The following is a 19,637-nucleotide window of genomic DNA, read 5'->3' as shown; positions in this document are numbered from 1 at the left end:
TGTGCACACAGAACGAGAATACATTTTTTCCGCGAGGCATTCGTGCTCATGGAATAACCACATCTGCCACCTATCGGCCCTCGGCAAAATACGCTGAATTTCCCCGTATCACGATACTCACTTATCTACGCTGCATAGAAAACAGAAAGTCTCGCGTGACCGCGTCAATCGTGATTTTCAACTGCCGAGGTACGATTTTCATGACGTCTCTTCAAGTGATGACTGGCAATGCCGTCGTCAAAACCGTCGTTGAAGAAGCCTGTTCAAAAACCGTCTATCAATCATGGATGAGTGAACGTGCTCCAGAATATCAACACGATGCGGTCATGTTTCTGAATCACTGCCTGGCCTTGGCCGAGCGGGAAAACTGCGACCTTCCGGCTCAGCCTGAAACGCTGGAACACTGGATGGAGCAGAACGTAGGGGTCGTAGCCGATCACTATGCGCTCTATCTTGAACAACGTCGCGCCGGGCAGCCCAGGCGATTTTTCAAGACCAAGGCTCACGCGATGTATTTCATTCAGCAGGTCGCGCCGACCAAGCTGGTTGACGGTGCATGGCTGTATGGCTTGCTGCCGCATTGGGCAGACTACCGTTTTCACGGTCTGATTCGTACTTACCTGGAAGAACTGGGCGACGGCGAACAGGCGCAGAATCATGTCTCCCTTTATCGCAAGTTGCTGGCCGACCTGGACTGCGACACCAGCGCCCCACTGGCAGATGATGCCTACCTGCAAGGCGCCATTCAGCTGTCACTGGGGCAACTGAGCGAGCAGTACCTTCCCGAGGTGATTGGTTACAACCTGGGCTATGAACAGCTGCCGCTGCATTTGCTCATCACATCGTTCGAACTGAATGAACTGGGCATCGACCCTTATTACTTCACGCTGCATGTGACGATCGATAACGCCAGCACCGGCCACGCACGCAAGGCTGCGCAGAGCGTTCTTGAGCTGTTGCCTGTGGGCCAGGAACGCGACGAATTTTATCGCCGTGTTTCCAATGGCTACAGGCTGAACGAGTTGGGCATGGGCTCTACCCAGGTCATCCAGTCGTTCGATCTGGAGCAGGAAGTGATCGCCATGCTGGAGCGCAAGCGGACCTTTGGTCAGCACATGCATTCCGACTATTGCCGTCTGGACGGCAAGACGGTCAACGAGTGGCTTGCCGAGCCTGACCAGATCCCGGAATTTCTTGCCGTGCTGCAAAACAGGGGCTGGATCAAGCGTCACGAAGACCCTCTTAATAGCCGCTTCTGGAAACTGTTCGAAGGGGTCGGTGCACCGATGTTCGGCGTGTTCAATGGCTACGAGAAGCAATTGGTGCACGACTGGATCGCTGGCGACTGGCTGTCGGATGGGAGCGCTCAGCCGCCTGTCGGCAAGCGTCTGCCGGAAGCATTTCGTTCCCGTTTCCGCAATCTGCAAGGCGGCGCTCAGCCGTCGCCGGTTCTTGCGGGGCCTGCGTCGGCGGATGCTGACCCGGATGTGCGCGAGCTGCACATGAAACTCGAGTCGGCAGCGGCGTCCGAGAAGATGTCCACGTTGATCGAGAGCATGTCCCCGGCAAGGCACGCGTCGGCCGCAGGGCTACATGCCACTCGCCTGTTTGTCAGCAGCATGGCCGAGCGAGTGACAGGAGCCCGCCCATGAGTCATTCATTGCCCGACAGCGCAGCGCTGATTGCGCTCGCCCAGCGCCTCAAAACCAGTGGCTATCGTTTCATCACGCCCACGCCGTTGACTCATCAACACGTCAATCAACGCCCGGAAAACCGCACTGCGGTATCGCTGCGGGATGTGTTCGGCTGGAGCCGTACGATACCGGAGTCCATGCTTCCGGTTGCAGAGGCTCAGGGGCTGTTGGAAGCCGGTATTCTTCAACGCAGCGAAGACGGCTTGAAGAGCCGGGTGAGATTTTCAAGCTTGGATGACTTGTTACTGGTGCATTCCGCATTTCCTACCGGCGATGAAGACTCGGTGTTTTTCGGTCCGGATACCTATCGCTTTGCGCACTCCATCAATCGCCATCTGCAAAGCACTTCGCACTCCATCAACCGCGCCGTCGACATCGGCTGTGGCACCGGCGCTGGTGCCCTGCTGATCGCAGTTGCGCGCCCGCAGGCGCAGGTCTGCGCCGTCGACATCAACCCCAAGGCCCTGCATTTCGCTCAGACCAACGCCAGGGTGGCCGGGCTGGAAAACATGCAATGCTGCCACAGCGATATCCTCTCGGGCCTGACAGGCAACTTCGACCTCATCGTTGCCAACCCGCCGTACATGAAAGACGCCAAGCGCCGCGCCTACCGCCACGGCGGTGACGCATTGGGCGCGGACCTGTCAGTGCGCATCCTGCGCGAATCGCTGGATCGCCTTACCCCGGGCGGCTCGTTGGTGCTCTATACCGGTGTGGCCATGGTGGGCGAGCACGACCCGTTCTTCGAGGCCGTGCGCGACGATATCGATCATGCGGCCCTGGCATGGACCTACCGCGAACTGGACCCGGATGTGTTTGGCGAAGAGCTGCTTGAAGAGGGTTACGAAGACGTGGACCGTATTGCAGCGGTGGAGTTGGTGGTAACAAGGCGGGCATAGAAATGTCCCCGCAGGCCATTTCGTTTTTCTTCAATAGTTCAGTCTTATAACGCACATAAGAACAGAGCATTGGTCAGCGTGTCGGTCTCCCGTGAAACTTGCCACAAGCCTTTGATCAACGAAACGTCGCTGATCAAGGAAGACTTGTCGCAAAACGGAAGGGATGACACCACATGCTACGACTCAACAAGATTATCGAAACGGCGCTCTATGTAGAGAATCTCGCCAAGGCCAAGGACTTTTATTCCGACACCCTTGAACTGGAGGTCATGTTTGAAAGCCCCACATTAGTGGCATTCAATGTGGGCGGTGTGAGTACCTTGCTGCTGTTCAAATGCGGAGCTTCACTGCAGACGCAGTATCTGAGCGGCGGAGAAATACCGCCTCATGATGCGCAAGGGCGAATTCATGTGTGCTTCGCTATCAACGCCGACCAGATGCAACCCTGGGCTGATCGCCTTGCTCAGGCCGGAGTCGCCATCGAAGGCCGGACTGAATGGCCTCAGGGCGGATCAAGTATTTACTTCCGCGACCCCGATGAAAATCTCGTCGAATTGCTGACGCCAGGATGCTGGGCGATTTATTGAGTCGTTATTGATCAGTGACCCCAGCATATTTCTTTGCCGCATGCTGCTCAGCGAGCATGGCGTTCGTGATTTTTTCGATGTAATCAAACACCTCTTCCTGCACTGAATATACGTAATGCTCGCGGCGGTTTTTGGAGACAGTAAATGACCCGGCAGATCCTCCGGATCGGGCGCAACGCCTGGAGGCACGGCCAGGGTTTCGCCGGTTTGCTCAATCCTCGTGACATGCTGAACCCTTGCCGGTCGATGCAGAGGGAAGCCCGCGAGCTTTAGCGATTCCTGATGCCGGGCATATCCAGCCAGATGCATGGGAAAATCCTTTGTCAGTCTACGCGTCCAGGTTTTTCTTACTCAGCAAAGAAAATCCTGACTTCGAGCGACTGTGCTCGTTTTTTCTTGATTAACCAGTGATAAGCGTAGGTCTTCTCACATCCTTGGAGAAAAACAGACGTGTATATCGCCGCCAAAATGTTATGTTATAACACTAACAAATTATCAAACGCAGTCCTCCAAAGCGACCCTTCAATCCATGATCAGCCCTCGTTTCCATTCCCGCCGTGCAGTCGCAACGCTCTGCCTGCTGGCCAGCAGCGCGAGCTACGCAAACGCTTCCGAACAGGTCGAGCTTGCTCCGTCCACGATTAACGCTACGGCCCTGTCGCAAGATGCAGAGCATCTCGATTCAGTTACGCATGCAGGTTCTCGCCTGCCATTGACGGCCTTGCAGACCCCGGCCAGCACCAGCTCGCTCGATGGCGACGAGGTTCGCAGTCGCGGTGACGCCAATGTGCAGCAGGCCGTGGCCCGCAGCCCCGGCATCACGGCGATCGGTACGCCCGGCGACGGAGGCACGGCGTTGTCCGCGCGTGGTTTCACAGGTCAGGGCTCGGTGATGCAATTGTATGACGGCAGCCGCATGTACAGCGCCATGGGCACCGTCACCATGCCGGTCGATACCTGGGCAATCGACCGCATTGAAGTACTGCGCGGCCCGGCCTCCGTGCTCTATGGCGAAGGTGCTACCGGGGCAGTGATCAATGTCATCCCCAAGAAGCCTTTTGAAGGCGATATCGAAAACCACCTGCGCCTTGGCTACGGTTCGTACGATAGCCAGCAAACTGCGCTGGACAGCGGCGGCTCGTTAACCGATCAATTGAGCTATCGCTTGAACCTCAATCAGCTGCGCAGCAACGGCTGGATCAATGACGGCGACTCGCAAAGCACGTTCTTCAGCGGTGCCCTGCGCTGGCAGGCCAGCGAAGACCTGTCGTTCACCCTCGCCCATGACGGCGGCAAACAGCGCCCGATGAACTACTTCGGCGTGCCGATGATCAACGGCCGTTATCACGAAGGCTTGCGAGACAAGAACTACAACATCGAGAACGACAAGCAACATTACGATGACCAATGGACGCGGCTGACCACCGACTGGCAGATCTCCGACCGGCTCACTTCATCCAACGAGCTTTACTACCTGACCTCGCACCGACGCTGGCAGAACGCCGAGAACTACAACTGGGACGCTGCTACTCAGCAGCTGTCGCGCAGCGGCTATTTCAGCATCAAGCACAATCAGGAGCAGGTGGGAGATCGGCAGACGTTCACCTTCAAACACAGTCTGGGCGGGCTGGATAGCCAGAGTGTGCTGGGAATGGACGTCAACCGTATCCGTTTCAAGTTGACCAACAATTCCCCCTACAACGATGTGAATCCGGCGGGAGACCCCATTGATATCGAACATCCCGCACCGGGCAATTTTCAGAGTGCGTCGCCCTATTCGGAGCTGTTCAAAAGCACGACCCGACAACTGTCGGTCTTCGGGGAAAACCGCACGCAACTGAGCGAGCAACTCTCGATAATCACAGGCGTGCGGCGTGACTACGTGGATATCGAACGCAACGCCCTGCGTGACGACAGCCGCACAGAAAAGGACCTGATCGGCAACAACTGGAAAATCGGACTGGTTTACGCGCTGACGCCGGACAGTTCTGCCTACGCTCAATACTCGACCAGCACCGATGGCGTTGGCAGCCTTGTCTCTCTCAACCCCACACAGCAACAATTCGACCTGGCCACCGCCAGGCAATCGGAGGTAGGTTTCAAACAGTCACTGTGGGACCAGCGCCTGGAGTGGACGCTGGCGGCTTACCATATCGTCAAGAAAAAGCTGCTCACCACCGATGCCGGCAATCCTGACCTCACCCAACAGGTAGGCCAGCAGTCTTCCGACGGGCTTGAGGCCAGCATGAAGCTGCAACTGCCACAGGACTGGGCCCTGACCGCCAACGCGGCCTTCGTTCGTGCACGCTATGACCAATTTGATCAGAGCGTAGCGGGCGTGGCCGTCTCGCGTGACGGCAATACGCCCGTCGATGTGCCAAAGCGCACGGCCAACCTGTGGCTCGACAAACAGCTCGGCAGTGCTGTGCAGATTGGCGCCGGGCTGCGCTACGTCGACAGCCGATACGCCGATATCGCCAACACCCGCGAACTGCCCGCCTACACCGTGGCCGACGCCAGCCTGTCATGGAAAGCACTGCGCAATACCACGCTCGGCTTGCAGGCGCGCAATCTGTTTGATCGGCAATACGCAGCGAGTCAGTACAACGAGGGCCAGCAATGGATTCTGGGTGAACCCCGCTCGCTGTACGTGACTGCGGACCTGAGTTTCTGATGCTCGCGCTAGAGCGTCTCGCGTGGGCACCGGAACAGGCGTCGGTCTGCGCGCACGAACACTTCGCCCTGAAAGATATCGACCTGCAAATCGCTGCCGGCGAGTTTGTCGGCCTGATCGGTCCCAATGGCAGCGGCAAGACCAGCCTGCTGCGTTGTGCATTCCGCTACAGCCGTCCGCACAGCGGCAAGGTCGCGATCAGCGCTCACGATATCTGGTCCCGCAGCCCACGCTGGTGCGCCAGGCACGTAGCAGTGGTTGCCCAGGAATTTCCCGATGCATTCGGCCTGACACTGCTGGACGTGACGAGCATGGGCCGCGCGCCTCATCAGGGCTTCTTCGCTGCGGACAGCGCCCACGACCGCGCGATTGTGCAGAGTGCTTTGAGCGCCGTAGGGCTGGCGGGCTATGAACAGCATCGGTTCGACACATTGTCCGGCGGCGAGAAACAGCGTTGCCTCCTCGCGCGGGCACTGGTGCAAGAACCTCGGTTGATGGTGCTGGACGAGCCGACCAATCACCTCGACCCGCGCCATCAACTGGAACTGCTGGGGCTGGTCAAACAGCTCGGCGTGGCGACGCTGGCCAGTATCCATGACCTGAACCTGGCGGCGGCATTCTGTGATCGCCTGTGTGTCATTCATCACGGCCGGCTCATTGCGCAAGGCACGCCCCAGGAAGTGCTGACCCCGGAAATGCTGCTCAACGTATTCGGCGCCAAGGCGCTGGTCGACAGCCACCCTCTGCGTGATTACCCGCGCATTACCTGGATACCCTGAAATGAACGCCCTGCTCACCCGCCTGGCTTTGATCACCTTGTTGTGCAGCCCGATGGTGCAAGCGCAACCCAGCGCCTACCCCGTCACCGTGCAAAGCTGCGACCGCTCGGTGACCTTCACGGCTGCGCCGCAGCGTGCAGTCAGCAATGATGTAAACCTCACCAAAATGATGGTTGCCCTGGGTTTGCAATCACACATGGTGGGCTACAGCGGCATCACCGGCTGGAACAAACCTGATCAGGGCCTGCTGCGCGACCTTGGCAATCTGCCCGAGCTGGCCAGCAAATACCCGTCTCTGGAAACACTGCTCAATGCCAACGCCGACTTCTATTTTGCCGGCTGGAACTATGGCATGCGGGTGGGAGGCGACGTCACGCCGCAGAGCCTGGCCCCATTGGGTATTCAGGCCTATGAGCTGACCGAGTCCTGCGCGCAGATAATGCCGCGCGCTGAAGCGACGCTTGCGGATGTCTACAACGACTTGCTGAACCTGGGCCGGATATTCGACGTACAGGCTCGCGCAGAGACGCTGGTTGCGCAAATGCGCCACAGCGTAAGCAAGGTTCAGGCAAGCGTGGCAGGCAAATCGCCGCCTAGGGTTTTCCTGTATGACAGCGGTGAAGACCGGCCCATGACCGCTGGGCGGCTGGCAATCCCCCAGGCACTGATCAGCGCCGCGGGCGGGCAGAATGTCATGGGCGACGTCGCGGCCAGTTGGACCCACGTCAACTGGGAGTCGGTTGTGCAAAGCAACCCCGAGGTTATTGTGATCGTCGACTACGGCGAAGTCAGCGCCGCGCAGAAACAGCACTTCCTTGAAAGCAACCCGGCGCTGCAATCCATCGACGCGATCCGCAACCGACGCTATGTCGTGCTGCCCTACGTGGCGGTGACGCCTGGTATCGATAACGTCACAGCCATCGAGACGCTTGCAGCGGCATTTCATGACGTGACGCGATGACCCTGGCGCAGTGGCTGACCGAGCGTCCTCGCCGGTACACGGGTTTGCTGATCACTCTGACGCTCGTGCTGCTGCTCTCATGCCTGGTGTGCATCACCTTCGGCGCGGCCCCTGTGCCGTTGAACCGGGTGATGGATATCCTGATGTTCAAGCTGTTCGGCGCGAGCGAAAACCCACCCCTCTGGACCGCGGGACAGGAAACCATCGTCTGGCTGATACGCACGCCCCGTGTATTACTGGGCGTGCTGGCAGGCGCGGGACTGGCCCTGATCGGCAGCGTCCTGCAAGCCGCGACGCGCAACCCGCTGGCCGACCCTCACCTGCTGGGAGCGACCTCGGGCGCGACACTCGGCGCAGTTATCGTGGTCATGCATGTAGGGGAAGTGCTTGGCACACTGACATTGCCACTGGCTGCATTTGTCGGCTCGCTGGTCAGCCTGTGCCTGGTGCTGTGGCTGGCCAGCCACAAAGGCCGCCTGGACAGCCAACGCCTGCTGCTCGGCGGTGTGGCCGTGTCCTTCGTGATGATGGCAATCGCCAACCTGTCGCTGTTTCTGGGCGACCACCGCGCCAGCTCTTCAGTGCTGTTCTGGATGCTTGGCGGGCTGGGTCTGGCGCGCTGGGAGCTGCTTGTTGTGCCACTGATCACGGTTCTGTCTGGCTGGGTTCTTTTGCAAGGGCTGGGTCGTTCCCTGAACGCACTGATGGGCGGCGATCAGACCGCCACAAGCCTTGGTCTGCAAGTACGCAATGTGCGCCTGCTGGTTTTCCTGATCGCCTCACTGATGACCGGCGTACTGGTCGCGCTGTGCGGCTCCATAGGTTTCGTCGGCCTGATGGTGCCGCACATCGCCAGACGTCTGGTGGGCTCGGAGCATCGACGACTGCTGCCTGTCGCCACGCTTCTGGGAGCTTTGTTGATGATCTGGGTGGATGTCATTTCCCGCACGCTTATCGCGCCAGAAGATCTGCCTATCGGTATTGCGACGGCTTTGTTGGGAGGGTTGTTTTTTATTTTCATGATGAAGCGAAGCTAGAGGCTGCCAACTGATCACTTGAAGTATGACCGCCCTTGGCTTTTTCACTACATGACAAACTCATGTCATCGTTTCTTAACACATTTATGACATTTATCTTGCGCTAGTTGTTCAAGACGCGTTCGGGCGCCTGAAACAAACCAGGCTCCTCAATTCATGGAGCAGAAGGAGCAGCACTTGAAAGTGACAGTGTTCGGAACCGGTTATGTGGGGCTTACCCTTGCCGCCTGCCTGGCGGAAGTGGGCCACACCGTATGCTGCATGGATGTCGACAGCAAACGCATTGATGCGCTGCGCGAAGGCATATGTCCTATATTCGAGCCCGGTCTTGGCGAACTTCTCCGCAACGGCCTGGACTGCAAAAGACTAAGTTTCACGACCGATGAAGTGCACGCCAGCCGCTTTGCAGAGTTGGTATTCATCGCAGTTGGCACACCAGCGCAAGCCGACGGCAAAGCAGACCTGAGCCAGGTGTTTGCCGTGCTGCGCTCCGTGCTCAGACACGCTGACGGTGCTCGGATCATTGTCAACAAGTCCACTTCGCCCGTGGGGACAGTTGACCGCCTGCTCGCTGAAATCGCTGCCAGTCCACGACGCGATGACGGCTTTGAAGTGATCAGCAACCCAGAGTTTTTCAAGGAAGGCTGCGCGGTCAGTGATTGCCTGCGTCCGGATCGTATTATCGTCGGCGGGGCCAGCCCGCGAGCGCTGGAGCAGATGCGCGAGTTGTATCAGCCGTTTAGTCGCAACCGCGAGAAGTTTGTGATCATGGATGCCCGTAGCGCGGAACTGGCCAAGTACGCTGCCAACTGCCTGCTGGCGACCAAGATTTCGTTCATCAACGAGATGGCCAACCTGGCCGAACAGGTGGGTGCCGACATAGAACAGGTCCGGCTTGGCATTGGCTCCGACCCTCGCATTGGCTACGACTTCATTTACCCAGGCTGCGGCTTCGGTGGCTCATGCTTTCCCAAGGACTTGCAGGCGCTGATCGGCACAGCCAGCGAGAACGGGGTGGAGACAGCGCTGCTCAATGCTGTCGAACAGGTCAATCGCCGCCAGAAGCTCCGTCTGTTTAAAAATATCCACACTCATTATCACGGCGAACTCAGGGGCAAGGTCTTCGCTGTCTGGGGGCTGGCCTTCAAACCCAATACCGACGATATTCGCGAAGCATCCAGCCATGCCCTGCTTGAAGCACTCTGGGCAGCCGGTGCCAGGGTTCAGGCCCACGACCCGCAGGCGATCGAAGCTATCAGGCATCATTATGGCGAGCGTGATGACCTGCAACTGGTGCAGTGCAAGCAAGATGCTCTGGAAGGTGCAGACGCTCTGGTAGTGGTGACCGAATGGCAGGACTACCGGGTTCTGGATCTGGACCAGCTCGGCGAGAAACTGCGGGATCGAGCGGTTTTCGATGGCCGCAACCTGTTCGACCCGTCGCAATTGCGTGATGCCGGATTTGCCTACTATGGCATTGGTCGTGGCCAGGCGATCCAGCCATGACGGTGCTCGTGACAGGTGCTGCCGGATTCATTGGCTTCCATGTCGCCAAACGTCTGTGCGAGCTCGGTATAGAGGTCGTCGGTATCGACAACCTCAACGACTATTACAGCGTCGAACTTAAACAATCGCGACTGGCCATACTCCAGCGCTTGCCTGGTTTCACGTTCAACAGGCTGGACATCACCGATGCCGAAGGTCTGTCCGCCCTGTTCTCGCGCAATGAATTCGAACAGGTCATCCACCTGGCAGCCCAGGCCGGTGTGCGTTATTCGCTTGAGCAACCGAATGTTTATGCCCAATCCAACCTGGTCGGCTTTATCAACGTGCTCGAGGCCTGTCGGCAGTATCGACCCGCGCACCTGATCTACGCGTCGAGCAGCTCGGTCTACGGTGCCAATACGCGCATGCCGTTTCAGGTTGAGGATGCCGTCGACCGGCCGCTGTCCCTGTATGCCGCCACCAAGCGCGCCAATGAACTCACCGCCTACAGCTATTCCCACCTGTACGGCCTGCGCGCCACAGGGCTGCGTTTTTTCACTGTTTACGGACCTTGGGGCCGGCCTGACATGGCGCTGTTCAAGTTCACAAAAGCCATGTTGGCCGGGCAGCCTGTGGATATCTACAACCATGGCGAAATGGCCCGGGACTTCACTTACATCGACGATATTGTCGAAAGCATCCTGCGTCTGCGCTTGCTGCCGCCCGACACCGTTGGCAGCGAGCCGCCTCATCAACTCTTCAACATCGGCCGCGGTCAGCCCGTCAAGCTGCTGGAGTTCGTAGATTGCCTGGAGGCCGCGCTAGGCCTGCGCGCCGAGCGACGCTACCTGCCTTTGCAAGCAGGCGACGTATTGAAAACCTGGGCTGACGTCAGTGCGCTGAGCCAATGGATCGACTTTCAACCACAGGTCTCGGTTGACACCGGCGTCAGGGCCTTCGTCGACTGGTATCGGGAGCATTATCAGGCCCGGCTCTGTGTGCCACTTCAATAACAAGGACTTCCATGACCACGCCCACCTTTCTCTCCGTCGTGATACCGGCCAAAAATGAAGCCGATAACCTGCCCAGCCTGATAAAAGAGATTTGCACAGCGCTGGACGGTGAGCGCTACGAGATCCTGGTCGTTGATGACGGCAGCACAGACGACACCTTGAAAGTGCTGACTCACCTCAAGGACAGCGGGCTGACCGTGTTGCGGATCCTGCGCCACGAGCAGTCGCTCGGGCAGAGCACCTCGGTCTATCACGCGGCACTGGCGGCCAACGGCACCTGGCTGGCGACCCTGGACGGTGACGGTCAGAACGACCCTGCGGACATTCCAGGAATGCTGGCGTTGGTACGCGCTCACGAAGCAGGCCCCGGGGCGATCCAGCTGGTGGCAGGGCACCGTGTGAATCGTCGCGATACGGCCAGTAAACGCTGGGCATCGCGATTCGCAAACGGCCTGCGCAGTCGCCTTCTCAAGGACGCTACCCCAGACACCGGTTGCGGTCTGAAACTGATTGAGCGAGCAGCTTTTCTGCGCCTGCCGTACTTCGACCATATGCACCGGTTCATTCCAGCGCTGATTCAGCGGCATAACGGCCGTATGGTCACGCACCCCGTCAACCACCGCCATCGCCAGGCCGGCGTGTCCAAGTACGGCAATCTGGACCGCGCACTGGTGGGCATTCTGGATCTGGTCGGGGTCTGGTGGTTGATCCGCCGCACCCGCCTGGATGTTGAGGCACAGGAACTACGGTCATGAAACCGGACAACGAAACCTTCTGGCTGATCCTCGGCTTTGTCGGGCAGGCCGTCTTTACCGGACGCTTTGTCCTGCAATGGCTGTACAGCGAATTCAAGAAGCGCAGCATCATTCCGGTGGGCTTCTGGTACCTGAGCATGCTGGGCAGCACTATCTTGCTGGCCTACGCCATTTATCGACAGGACCCGGTCTTCATTGCCGGCCAGTCCTTTGGTCTGCTGGTGTACATGCGCAACCTGCAGCTGATCAGCCGACAGGCCAAGACACCCGAGGAGCAATGACGTTGCGAACTCAACTTTCGCCTCGCCTCGAGGGATGGCTACTGGTCGCACTGGCCGTTTTACTGGTCGGTGCCGGCCTGGGCCTGCGTCTACCGCAGAACGTGGACGAAGAACGTTTTCTGGGCGTTGCTCTGGAAATGCTGCAGAACGGCTCGTGGTTCGTCCCGCACAGGGCCGGGGAGATTTATGCCGACAAGCCGCCGCTGTTCATGTGGGCTACCGCATTCTTCATCTGGTTGACGGGCAGCCCGAACATCGCGCTTTACCTGCCCGGGCTGCTCTCTGCAGGCGCGACCACCGCAGTCCTCTACGATCTGGGCAGCCGTCTGTGGAACCGACGTATCGGACGGTACGCCGCCTTGCTGTTCCTGGCGACCTATCAGACCTACAGCATCCTGCGCACCGGACAAATCGATAGCTTCCTGTGCTTATGGATTGCGCTGGGCTTCTATGGGCTGGTTCGCCACTTGTTGCTCGGACCGGCCTGGGGCTGGTTTTATTTCAGCTGTGCGGCCATGGGCCTGGGCATTATCACCAAGGGCGTCGGTTTTGTTCCCGCATTGATGTTGATCCCTTACGCCTATGCCACGCGTAAAGGCTGGCCCGGTGTCGTGGCCATGCCTGGACAGATAGGCCGCTGGGCGCTGGGTCTACTGGCGTTATTACTTGCATGCTGCCTGTGGCTGGTGCCGATGGTTATCTCGGTCGTGCGTGATGGCGGGCCGGAAGGCTTCGCCTATGTGCAGGAAATACTCTTGCACCAGACGGCTAATCGCTACGCCAGCGCCTGGGACCATCGCGAGCCATTCTGGTATTTCTTCGTCAAAGTCATCCCCCAGTATTGGCTGCCATTGGTGCTGGTGCTGCCCTGGCTGATCCCGGCATGGCGCCGACAACTGAGCAAGCGGGATGGCCGGGTTCTGGTACTGCTCGGCTGGGTCTTGCTGGTGCTGTTGTTCTTCAGCCTCTCCAGTGGCAAACGCAAGATCTACATCTTTCCGGCGCTGCCCGGTCTGGTACTGGTCGCCGCCCCCTTGCTGCCCTGGTTGTTGAAACGCTGGTTCCACGACCGCGTCAGGGCTGGGCGACTGGTCCCCGCAGTGGTGGTTGTCTGGCTCAGCCTGTGGTTCGCCAGAGGGTTCATCGAACCCGTCATAGAGGGAGAAAATCCACACAAGAACCTGATGGAACAAGCCGCCAGCGTCACCCAGGGAGCCGACCTGGTACTGGTCAACTGGCGAGAGGGCCACTGGCTGTATGCACGCCAACCCATCGTGCATTTCGGTTTTGCCAAGCCATCGGCAATCGAACAGTCAGCCCGTTGGCTACGAGAACATCCCGGCACCTTTGCTCTGGTCCCGGATGAACAATTGGCCAATTGCTTCTTGCCGGAAAAAGCCCGGCCGCTGGGTCAGACCTCCAGAGCTGACTGGTTCATCGTCGATGCCGATGCCGACAACGGCCTGTGTAAACCGGAACCGCTCATGAAAGCCTATCGCTTCGCCTGGCAGCAGAATGTTGATTAATCGCCCGCCCAGCCGCCCAACACGCGGGAGTGCCTGAAGCCATGCAGTTGGAAACGATCAAGGCAAAGCGGCTGACGTGGTCGAATGTCGCTCGAAGGCAGGTATCACTCGCACAGATAGTGCTGAGTGCAGGTGCTCTGGGGGTTCTGCTGCTGGCTTACGCCGTGTCGGCACACTTTCAGGTCCACCAACAGCTGTACCATTACGGTCGTACCTGGTTGAAGGGCAATACGGCAGCCGAAAAGAATATCTGGTTGCCGGATTTCCATGTGGTTATCGACGCCAAACCACTTGCCCCGGACGTCGCCAATATCTCCGGGATAACCTACGACTACGACAATGATCGACTGCTGGCAGTGACCAACAAAGGCCCCATGCAACTGCTGGCGCTGGACGCGAACGGCGACATAATCGCTCGCTACCCATTGATCGGTTTCGACGACACAGAAGGCGTGGCTTATCTGGGTAACGGTCGCATCGTGCTGTGCGATGAAGATCTCCAGCAACTGGACATCATCACGTTGCCGACGCAAGCACGCCCAATCCACGTCGAGGAAGCCCAGTTCATTGCGCTACTGATCAACCCAAGTAACCAGAACAAGGGATTTGAGGGCGTGACCTATGATCCTGCCAACGACCGCCTGTTCGCGATCAAGGAACGCGATCCGCGCCAGATGTTCGAGGTTTCCGGAGTTCTGCTCTCCATCGATCAGGGCCGTTTGCAGATCAAAATTGCCGACCGGCTGGACTGGATAACGAAAAGTGTCGCTGCACGCGACCTTTCAGACGGTTACTACGATCCGCGAACCGGTCATTTACTGCTGCTCAGCGATCAGTCACGCTCGATCACAGAACTGGACGGTAAAGGGCGTTTCGTCAGCATTCGATCACTGCTGGGTACATTTTCCGACCTCCAGAACAGCGCTCCCCAACCTGAAGGCCTGACCATGGATCGCGACGGCAACTTGTACGTCGTCAGCGAGCCAAATCTGTTTTACAAGTTCTCTAAAGTGCCGAAACAACCCGTTGAAGAAATCAGGCCCTGAGCGCAGCAATGAATTGAGAGCCTGAATTTTCACTGGCACATCTGAACTACCGCACTAGAACCAGGTTTCCATCTGGATGCCGAACTGCCAGACACCACCGGAGTTGAAATCACTTTTGCCGAAGTTGCCGGTCGTGCTGTAGCGGTCCAGATCCGAAGACCAGTTCATGAGGCTTGCGAACACTCGCAATTCGGGACGCGTTAGCAGGTCACCCATGTCCGGCTTGAAGGTCGGCGCAACCGTAAACTTCCAGAAGTTGCCGTCGACTGCATTGCGTTGCAGGTAGCCTTTGGGGTCAAGGTCCATGGTTTGCCAACTCAACTCGTAGGCCATCTCGAAGTTACTGTTGATCTCGTTGGCCAGGCGCATGTTCAGAGTGAGCCAGCGGTAATCGTCGCCTTTGACGTAGCGGTCTTTGCTCTGCTCGGCCAGCAAGCTCGGGCCGATGCGCCATCCCGGCGCAACAGGCGTCTCGCCGTACATCGCCAGACGCACCGCGCGGGCGTCGTCGATCAGTTCGCCATCTGCGCCAATGTCCTTGACCTGAGCCCCCAGGCCCTGCCCATAGAGCAACGCCGTCTTGAAGAAGCCTTCCCTGCCGAAAAAGTCTTTCTGGTGATTGGCCAACATGGTGTGCAGGCCTGAATCTGCGGGCGCAAAACCCGCTTGATTAGTGCGCGTACCGACGTCGTTTTTCTTTGCGCCAATGGCGTTGAACATCCACTGCCACTGACCATTGGCGAAGAATTGGTTGGAGGTCAGGATGTAGCTTTCCACATCGGCATCGACGCCGCCCTCACTGAAATCTCCGTAGTTACGTCCAATCAGGGAATAGTTCGAGCGCCAGTCCTTGTTCATCTGCACATCGTAGATACCGCCACCGGTACCGGCCAGAAAGACCACGTCCGAGTCCAGCCAGTGGATATCGAAATTATCCCTGTCGAAGCGCTTGCCGGCCCACAGCGTGGCGTTCTCGAACACCGAATTACCCTTGAAGGCGGCAATGTGGTCGAGTTCGGTAAATACCTGACGCACGTTCAGGCTGCTTTCGGTGGCCGTCCAGTCGTTATAGCTTTCAACGCCGTCGGCGATGGAGACCGTGAATTTGGAACGCGTGCCGTTCTGCGCGTAGATTTCTTTCGACAGATCGAAGCGCATGTAGGTGTCGTCTTCGTTACCCAGCCGCCCGACCGCACCACCGACTGAACCTGCGGGGGTTGTATAAGGCCCACCGCGACCGCCGCCCAAACCGTCGTTGATCAATAGACCGGAGCGAGCGTAGCCCTTGAAGCTGAACCCGTCGGTGAGGTGTCCGGCACTGCCTGGCTTGTCCATGCTTTGCTGGCGGGCTTCGAGTTTTGCCACGCGATCATCCAGAGCCGGCTGTGAACTGGCCGCAACGGTGGACGCAGAAGTGGGTGCGGCAGGCTGCGCAACGGGGGTCGAGAGTTTGAGTTGCTGAAGTTCCCTGGCGAGCGCCTGGGTTTGCTGTTCGGCTGCGGCTGCACGTTTTTCCGCAGCGCTGGCACGGGCTTCGAATGCGGCCATCCGCTCTTCCAGAGTCGCGGCCTGAGAGACGGTTGTCGAGGTGCCGAGTACCCCTGCGAGTAGCCATCTTGATGCGTTCTGCATGTGGACTTCCTGTTTTGTTTTTATTGTTTTCGTGACGTTGGCCGAGCCTTTTTCCTTCAGCACAAAATTGTGCAAATCGGAGAAAAAAGGGTGCCACATCGAAAATACGCTGTTACATTGACGATGTTAACGTTAACTTTTATAAAAACAAAAATAAAGAGGGCTCTATGAAACAGCTGAAATCTCTTCTTCCCGCCGCGCTGCTCACCCTGTCTGCCGGGTTTTCTGCGCTGTCGAACGCAGCCGATCTGACGATCTCGTGCGGGGCCGTCGGCGCTGAATTGCAACTGTGCAAGGAGGCAGTCGATAGCTGGTCAAAACAGACCGGCAACAACGTTCAGGTGGTTTCCACGCCTAACTCTGCAACCGAGCGCCTGTCGTTCTACCAGCAGATCCTCAGCGCCAAGTCCACCGACATCGACATCATCCAGATCGACATGGTGTGGCCGGGCATGCTCGCCACGCACCTGACGGACCTGCGCGAGCTGCTTCCAGCGAATGCGACACAAGGCTATTTCCAGGCACAGGTGGACAACGCCACGGTCGACGGCCGGCTGGTGACAATGCCCTGGTTCACCGACTCGGGGCTGCTGTACTACCGCAAGGATTTGCTCGAAAAATACCAAAAGCCTATCCCCCAGACCTGGGAGGACATGACCGCTACCGCCAGGCAAGTGCAACAGGCCGAGCGCGATGCGGGCAACGCCAATATGTGGGGCTATGTTTTCCAGGGGCGCGCCTATGAAGGCCTGACGTGCAACGCCCTGGAATGGATCAGCAGCCAGCCGGACGGCGGACTGATCAGCCCACGAGGAGACATCGTGGTGAACAGCCAGGCCTCAAGAGCCGCATTGACCCTGGCAAAAAGCTGGGTCGGCGACATCTCCCCGCGCGGCGTACTCAATTACACCGAGGAAGAAGGGCGCGGTGTATTCCAGTCGGGTAACGCGCTGTTCATGCGTAACTGGCCTTACGTCTGGGCCTTGGTGCAAAGCAAGGACAGCGCGGTAAAAGACAAGGTTGGCGTCGCTCCCCTGCCGCGTGGCGGTGCGAACGGTACTCATGCTTCCACGCTCGGAGGCTGGGGCCTGGCGGTATCGCGATACAGCAGCAACCCCAAGCTTGCCGCAGAACTGGTGGCGTACCTGACCAGTGCCCAACAGCAAAAACAGCGTGCCCTGGCAGGCGCTTACAACCCGGTTATCGAGTCGCTTTATACCGACCCCGAGTTGCTCGCGGCGATGCCTTACTACACCCAGTTGCACGGCATCCTCAGCAATGGGGTCATGCGCCCTGCCGCCATCACCGCCAGCGGCTACCCGCGTGTCTCCAACGCGTTCTTTGATCGAGTGCATAGCGTGCTGGCGGGCGATTTGCCGGTCGATCAGGCACTGGTCGACCTGGAGCGCGACCTGACGCGCATCAAACGCCGGAACTGGTAAGCCACATGTAAGGAGATCAACATGCCTTCCTCTTCTATCGACTTTCCCGGTGACGACGTCCTGATTACCCGGGAAACGCCTGTGCAACGTCGCAGGTTACGTGCCGCCTGGCTGTTTCTGACGCCGATGCTGGTGTGCCTGACGCTGGTGGCGGCCTGGCCGTTACTTAGCACTTTCTGGTTCAGCCTTACCGACGCCGACCTGTCGGACACTGAAGGCGGCGCATTCATTGGCCTGAGCAATTATCTGCTCTACGACGGCAACCTCTGGTCAGGCGTCCTGGTCGATCCGCAATGGTGGAACGCGGTGCGCAACACCTTGCATTTCACCGTGGTGTCGGTAGGGCTGGAAATGGTCCTGGGCCTGTTGGTGGCGTTGCTGTTGAACGTCAAGTTCACCGGCCGCGCGCTGGTCCGTGCGTTGATCCTGATCCCTTGGGCGATTCCGACTATTGTCTCGGCGAAGATCTGGTCATGGATGCTCAATGACCAGTTCGGCATCATCAACCACATGATGCTGAGCCTGGGCCTGATCGACGCGCCGCTGGCCTGGACGGCAGATGCGGACCTGTCGATGTGGGCTGTCATCATTGTCGACGTCTGGAAGACCGTGCCCTTCGTCACCTTGCTGATGCTGGCGGCCCTGCAGATGCTGCCAAGCGATTGCTACGAGGCTGCCAGGGTTGACGGCATTCATCCGCTGCGGGTGTTCTGGCGTGTCACGTTGCCGTTGCTGATGCCGGCCTTGTTGGTCGCGGCAATCTTTCGCATCCTCGACTCACTACGGGTGTTCGACGTCATCTATGTGCTGACCTCCAATTCCTCGAGCACCATGAGCATGTCGGTCTATGCCCGCCAGCATTTGGTGGAATTCCAGGACGTAGGCTACGGCAGCGCAGCCTCGACCCTGCTGTTTCTGGTCGTGGCAGTGATTGCCATGCTTTATCTGTACCTCGGCCGTCGCCAACTGGAGGTGCGTTCATGAACCTGCGCCAACTGAAGAAAGCACTCTTACGTGCAGGTTTCTGGTGCCTGATCGGGATCTTGCTGCTCTACGCGATCTTCCCTTTCTACTACGCCATCGTGACATCGCTGAAGCCTTCCAGTGCCTTGTTCGAGGCTAGCTACTGGATTGCCAAACCCGACTTCTCCAATTACGCGGCAGTTCTCAGCCAGCCGTCATTCCTGCAGGCCATCGCCAACTCGCTGGTGGTTGCGCTGAGTGTCGTGATGCTGGCGCTGTTTCTCGGTCTGACCGCGTCCTATGCCTTGGGCAGGGTCAAGTTCCGTGGGCGCGGCACGGTCCTGATGATGGTTCTCGGCGTCTCCATGTTTCCTCAGGTCGCGGTGCTGTCGGGGCTGTTTGAAGTCATCCGCGCGCTGGGTCTCTATAACACCTCATGGGCGTTGATCCTCAGCTACACGATTTTCACCCTGCCCTTCACCGTCTGGGTGCTGACCACGTTCATGGGGCAACTGCCGCATGAACTGGAGGAAGCGGCAATCATGGATGGTGCCTCGCCTTGGGTCACGCTCACCCGTGTGCTGTTGCCACTGCTGTGGCCCGCGCTGGTCACCACCGGCCTGCTGGCTTTTATTGCCGCGTGGAACGAATTCCTGTTTGCCCTGACCTTCACCCTGACAGATGCCCAACGAACGGTCCCGGTCGCCATCGCCCTGATTTCAGGTGGCAGCTCTCACGAATTGCCCTGGGGTCTGTTGATGGCGGCGTCGGTACTGGTGACCGTCCCCTTGGTGATTCTGGTGCTGATCTTCCAGCGCCGCATCGTTTCCGGCCTCACTGCAGGCGCGTTGAAAGGTTGATGC

At 58.5% G+C, this 19,637-nt stretch carries 17 protein-coding genes; 16 read left to right on the top strand and 1 reads right to left on the bottom strand.

The window, feature by feature from the left end; translation table 11 throughout:
• The first annotated feature begins 200 nt into the window (after positions 1-200).
• The 13 genes from RYB09_RS08910 to RYB09_RS08850 all read left to right on the top strand — a co-directional run bounded on the left by RYB09_RS08910 (position 201) and on the right by RYB09_RS08850 (position 14,737).
• Complete coding sequence (locus RYB09_RS08910; RefSeq protein WP_316888000.1) at positions 201-1,652, top strand: iron-containing redox enzyme family protein; 1,452 nt, start codon at positions 201-203, stop codon at positions 1,650-1,652.
• Positions 1,649-2,593 carry a class I SAM-dependent methyltransferase gene (locus RYB09_RS08905; RefSeq protein WP_316887998.1) on the top strand — a complete coding sequence of 315 codons (945 nt, stop codon included), beginning with the start codon at positions 1,649-1,651 and terminating at the stop codon, positions 2,591-2,593. Before RYB09_RS08910 ends, RYB09_RS08905 begins: the two co-directional genes overlap by 4 nt.
• A 173-nt stretch (positions 2,594-2,766) precedes the next feature.
• Positions 2,767-3,180 carry a VOC family protein gene (locus RYB09_RS08900; protein ID WP_316887995.1) on the top strand — a complete coding sequence of 138 codons (414 nt, stop codon included), beginning with the start codon at positions 2,767-2,769 and terminating at the stop codon, positions 3,178-3,180.
• Between the two features lie 529 nt (positions 3,181-3,709).
• A complete protein-coding gene (locus RYB09_RS08895; RefSeq protein ID WP_316887993.1) occupies positions 3,710-5,854 on the top strand; it encodes a TonB-dependent receptor in 2,145 nt (714 codons plus the stop codon).
• A complete protein-coding gene (locus RYB09_RS08890) occupies positions 5,854-6,633 on the top strand; it encodes an ABC transporter ATP-binding protein (RefSeq protein ID WP_219170664.1) in 780 nt (259 codons plus the stop codon). The genes RYB09_RS08895 and RYB09_RS08890 overlap by 1 nt, the downstream gene beginning before the upstream one ends.
• A gap of 1 nt (position 6,634) precedes the next feature.
• Positions 6,635-7,594, top strand: a complete 960-nt coding sequence (locus RYB09_RS08885; protein ID WP_316887990.1) for an ABC transporter substrate-binding protein — start codon at positions 6,635-6,637, stop codon at positions 7,592-7,594.
• Positions 7,591-8,631, top strand: a complete 1,041-nt coding sequence (locus tag RYB09_RS08880; protein WP_122259309.1) for a FecCD family ABC transporter permease — start codon at positions 7,591-7,593, stop codon at positions 8,629-8,631. The genes RYB09_RS08885 and RYB09_RS08880 overlap by 4 nt, the downstream gene beginning before the upstream one ends.
• Positions 8,632-8,808: 177 nt before the next feature.
• Positions 8,809-10,137 (top strand): UDP-glucose/GDP-mannose dehydrogenase family protein, encoded by a 1,329-nt coding sequence (locus RYB09_RS08875; protein WP_316887982.1) that lies wholly within the window; start codon positions 8,809-8,811, stop codon positions 10,135-10,137.
• Entirely contained in the window at positions 10,134-11,129 is a 996-nt protein-coding gene (locus RYB09_RS08870) for an NAD-dependent epimerase (RefSeq protein ID WP_316887981.1), read from the top strand. The genes RYB09_RS08875 and RYB09_RS08870 overlap by 4 nt, the downstream gene beginning before the upstream one ends.
• Positions 11,130-11,140: 11 nt before the next feature.
• Positions 11,141-11,884, top strand: coding sequence for a glycosyltransferase family 2 protein (locus RYB09_RS08865; RefSeq protein ID WP_010213812.1), 744 nt, complete (start codon positions 11,141-11,143; stop codon positions 11,882-11,884).
• Positions 11,881-12,165 (top strand): lipid-A-disaccharide synthase N-terminal domain-containing protein, encoded by a 285-nt coding sequence (locus RYB09_RS08860; RefSeq protein ID WP_010213815.1) that lies wholly within the window; start codon positions 11,881-11,883, stop codon positions 12,163-12,165. The genes RYB09_RS08865 and RYB09_RS08860 overlap by 4 nt, the downstream gene beginning before the upstream one ends.
• Positions 12,162-13,691, top strand: coding sequence for an ArnT family glycosyltransferase (locus tag RYB09_RS08855; RefSeq protein ID WP_316887976.1), 1,530 nt, complete (start codon positions 12,162-12,164; stop codon positions 13,689-13,691). The genes RYB09_RS08860 and RYB09_RS08855 overlap by 4 nt, the downstream gene beginning before the upstream one ends.
• 41 nt (positions 13,692-13,732) lie before the next feature.
• Positions 13,733-14,737, top strand: a complete 1,005-nt coding sequence (locus RYB09_RS08850; protein ID WP_316887974.1) for an SdiA-regulated domain-containing protein — start codon at positions 13,733-13,735, stop codon at positions 14,735-14,737.
• A 54-nt stretch (positions 14,738-14,791) separates the two neighbouring features.
• Here the strand turns inward: RYB09_RS08850 and RYB09_RS08845 are convergent, their stop codons facing one another.
• The gene (locus RYB09_RS08845) at positions 14,792-16,369 is read right to left on the bottom strand and encodes a carbohydrate porin (RefSeq protein WP_316887972.1); all 1,578 of its coding nucleotides are present in this window, start codon (positions 16,367-16,369) and stop codon (positions 14,792-14,794) included.
• A gap of 167 nt (positions 16,370-16,536) precedes the next feature.
• On the opposite strand from RYB09_RS08845, the gene RYB09_RS08840 reads away from it, so the two are divergent.
• From RYB09_RS08840 to RYB09_RS08830, 3 genes are read left to right on the top strand one after another with little or no spacing between them, the layout of a single operon-like run.
• Positions 16,537-17,811, top strand: a complete 1,275-nt coding sequence (locus tag RYB09_RS08840) for an ABC transporter substrate-binding protein (RefSeq protein ID WP_316887971.1) — start codon at positions 16,537-16,539, stop codon at positions 17,809-17,811.
• A gap of 21 nt (positions 17,812-17,832) precedes the next feature.
• Positions 17,833-18,795, top strand: a complete 963-nt coding sequence (locus RYB09_RS08835; RefSeq protein ID WP_316887969.1) for a sugar ABC transporter permease — start codon at positions 17,833-17,835, stop codon at positions 18,793-18,795.
• On the top strand, positions 18,792-19,634 hold the full coding sequence (locus tag RYB09_RS08830) for a carbohydrate ABC transporter permease (protein ID WP_058407670.1): 843 nt from the start codon (positions 18,792-18,794) through the stop codon (positions 19,632-19,634). The genes RYB09_RS08835 and RYB09_RS08830 overlap by 4 nt, the downstream gene beginning before the upstream one ends.
• Positions 19,635-19,637 lie beyond the last annotated feature (3 nt).

It is taken from the genome of Pseudomonas syringae group sp. J254-4 (genome assembly GCF_032586855.1).
GTDB classification, from domain to species: Bacteria; Pseudomonadota; Gammaproteobacteria; order Pseudomonadales; family Pseudomonadaceae; genus Aquipseudomonas; species Aquipseudomonas amygdali.
Note: the sequence above shows the minus strand (reverse complement) of the source record. Positions and strands in the feature narration are given on the sequence as shown.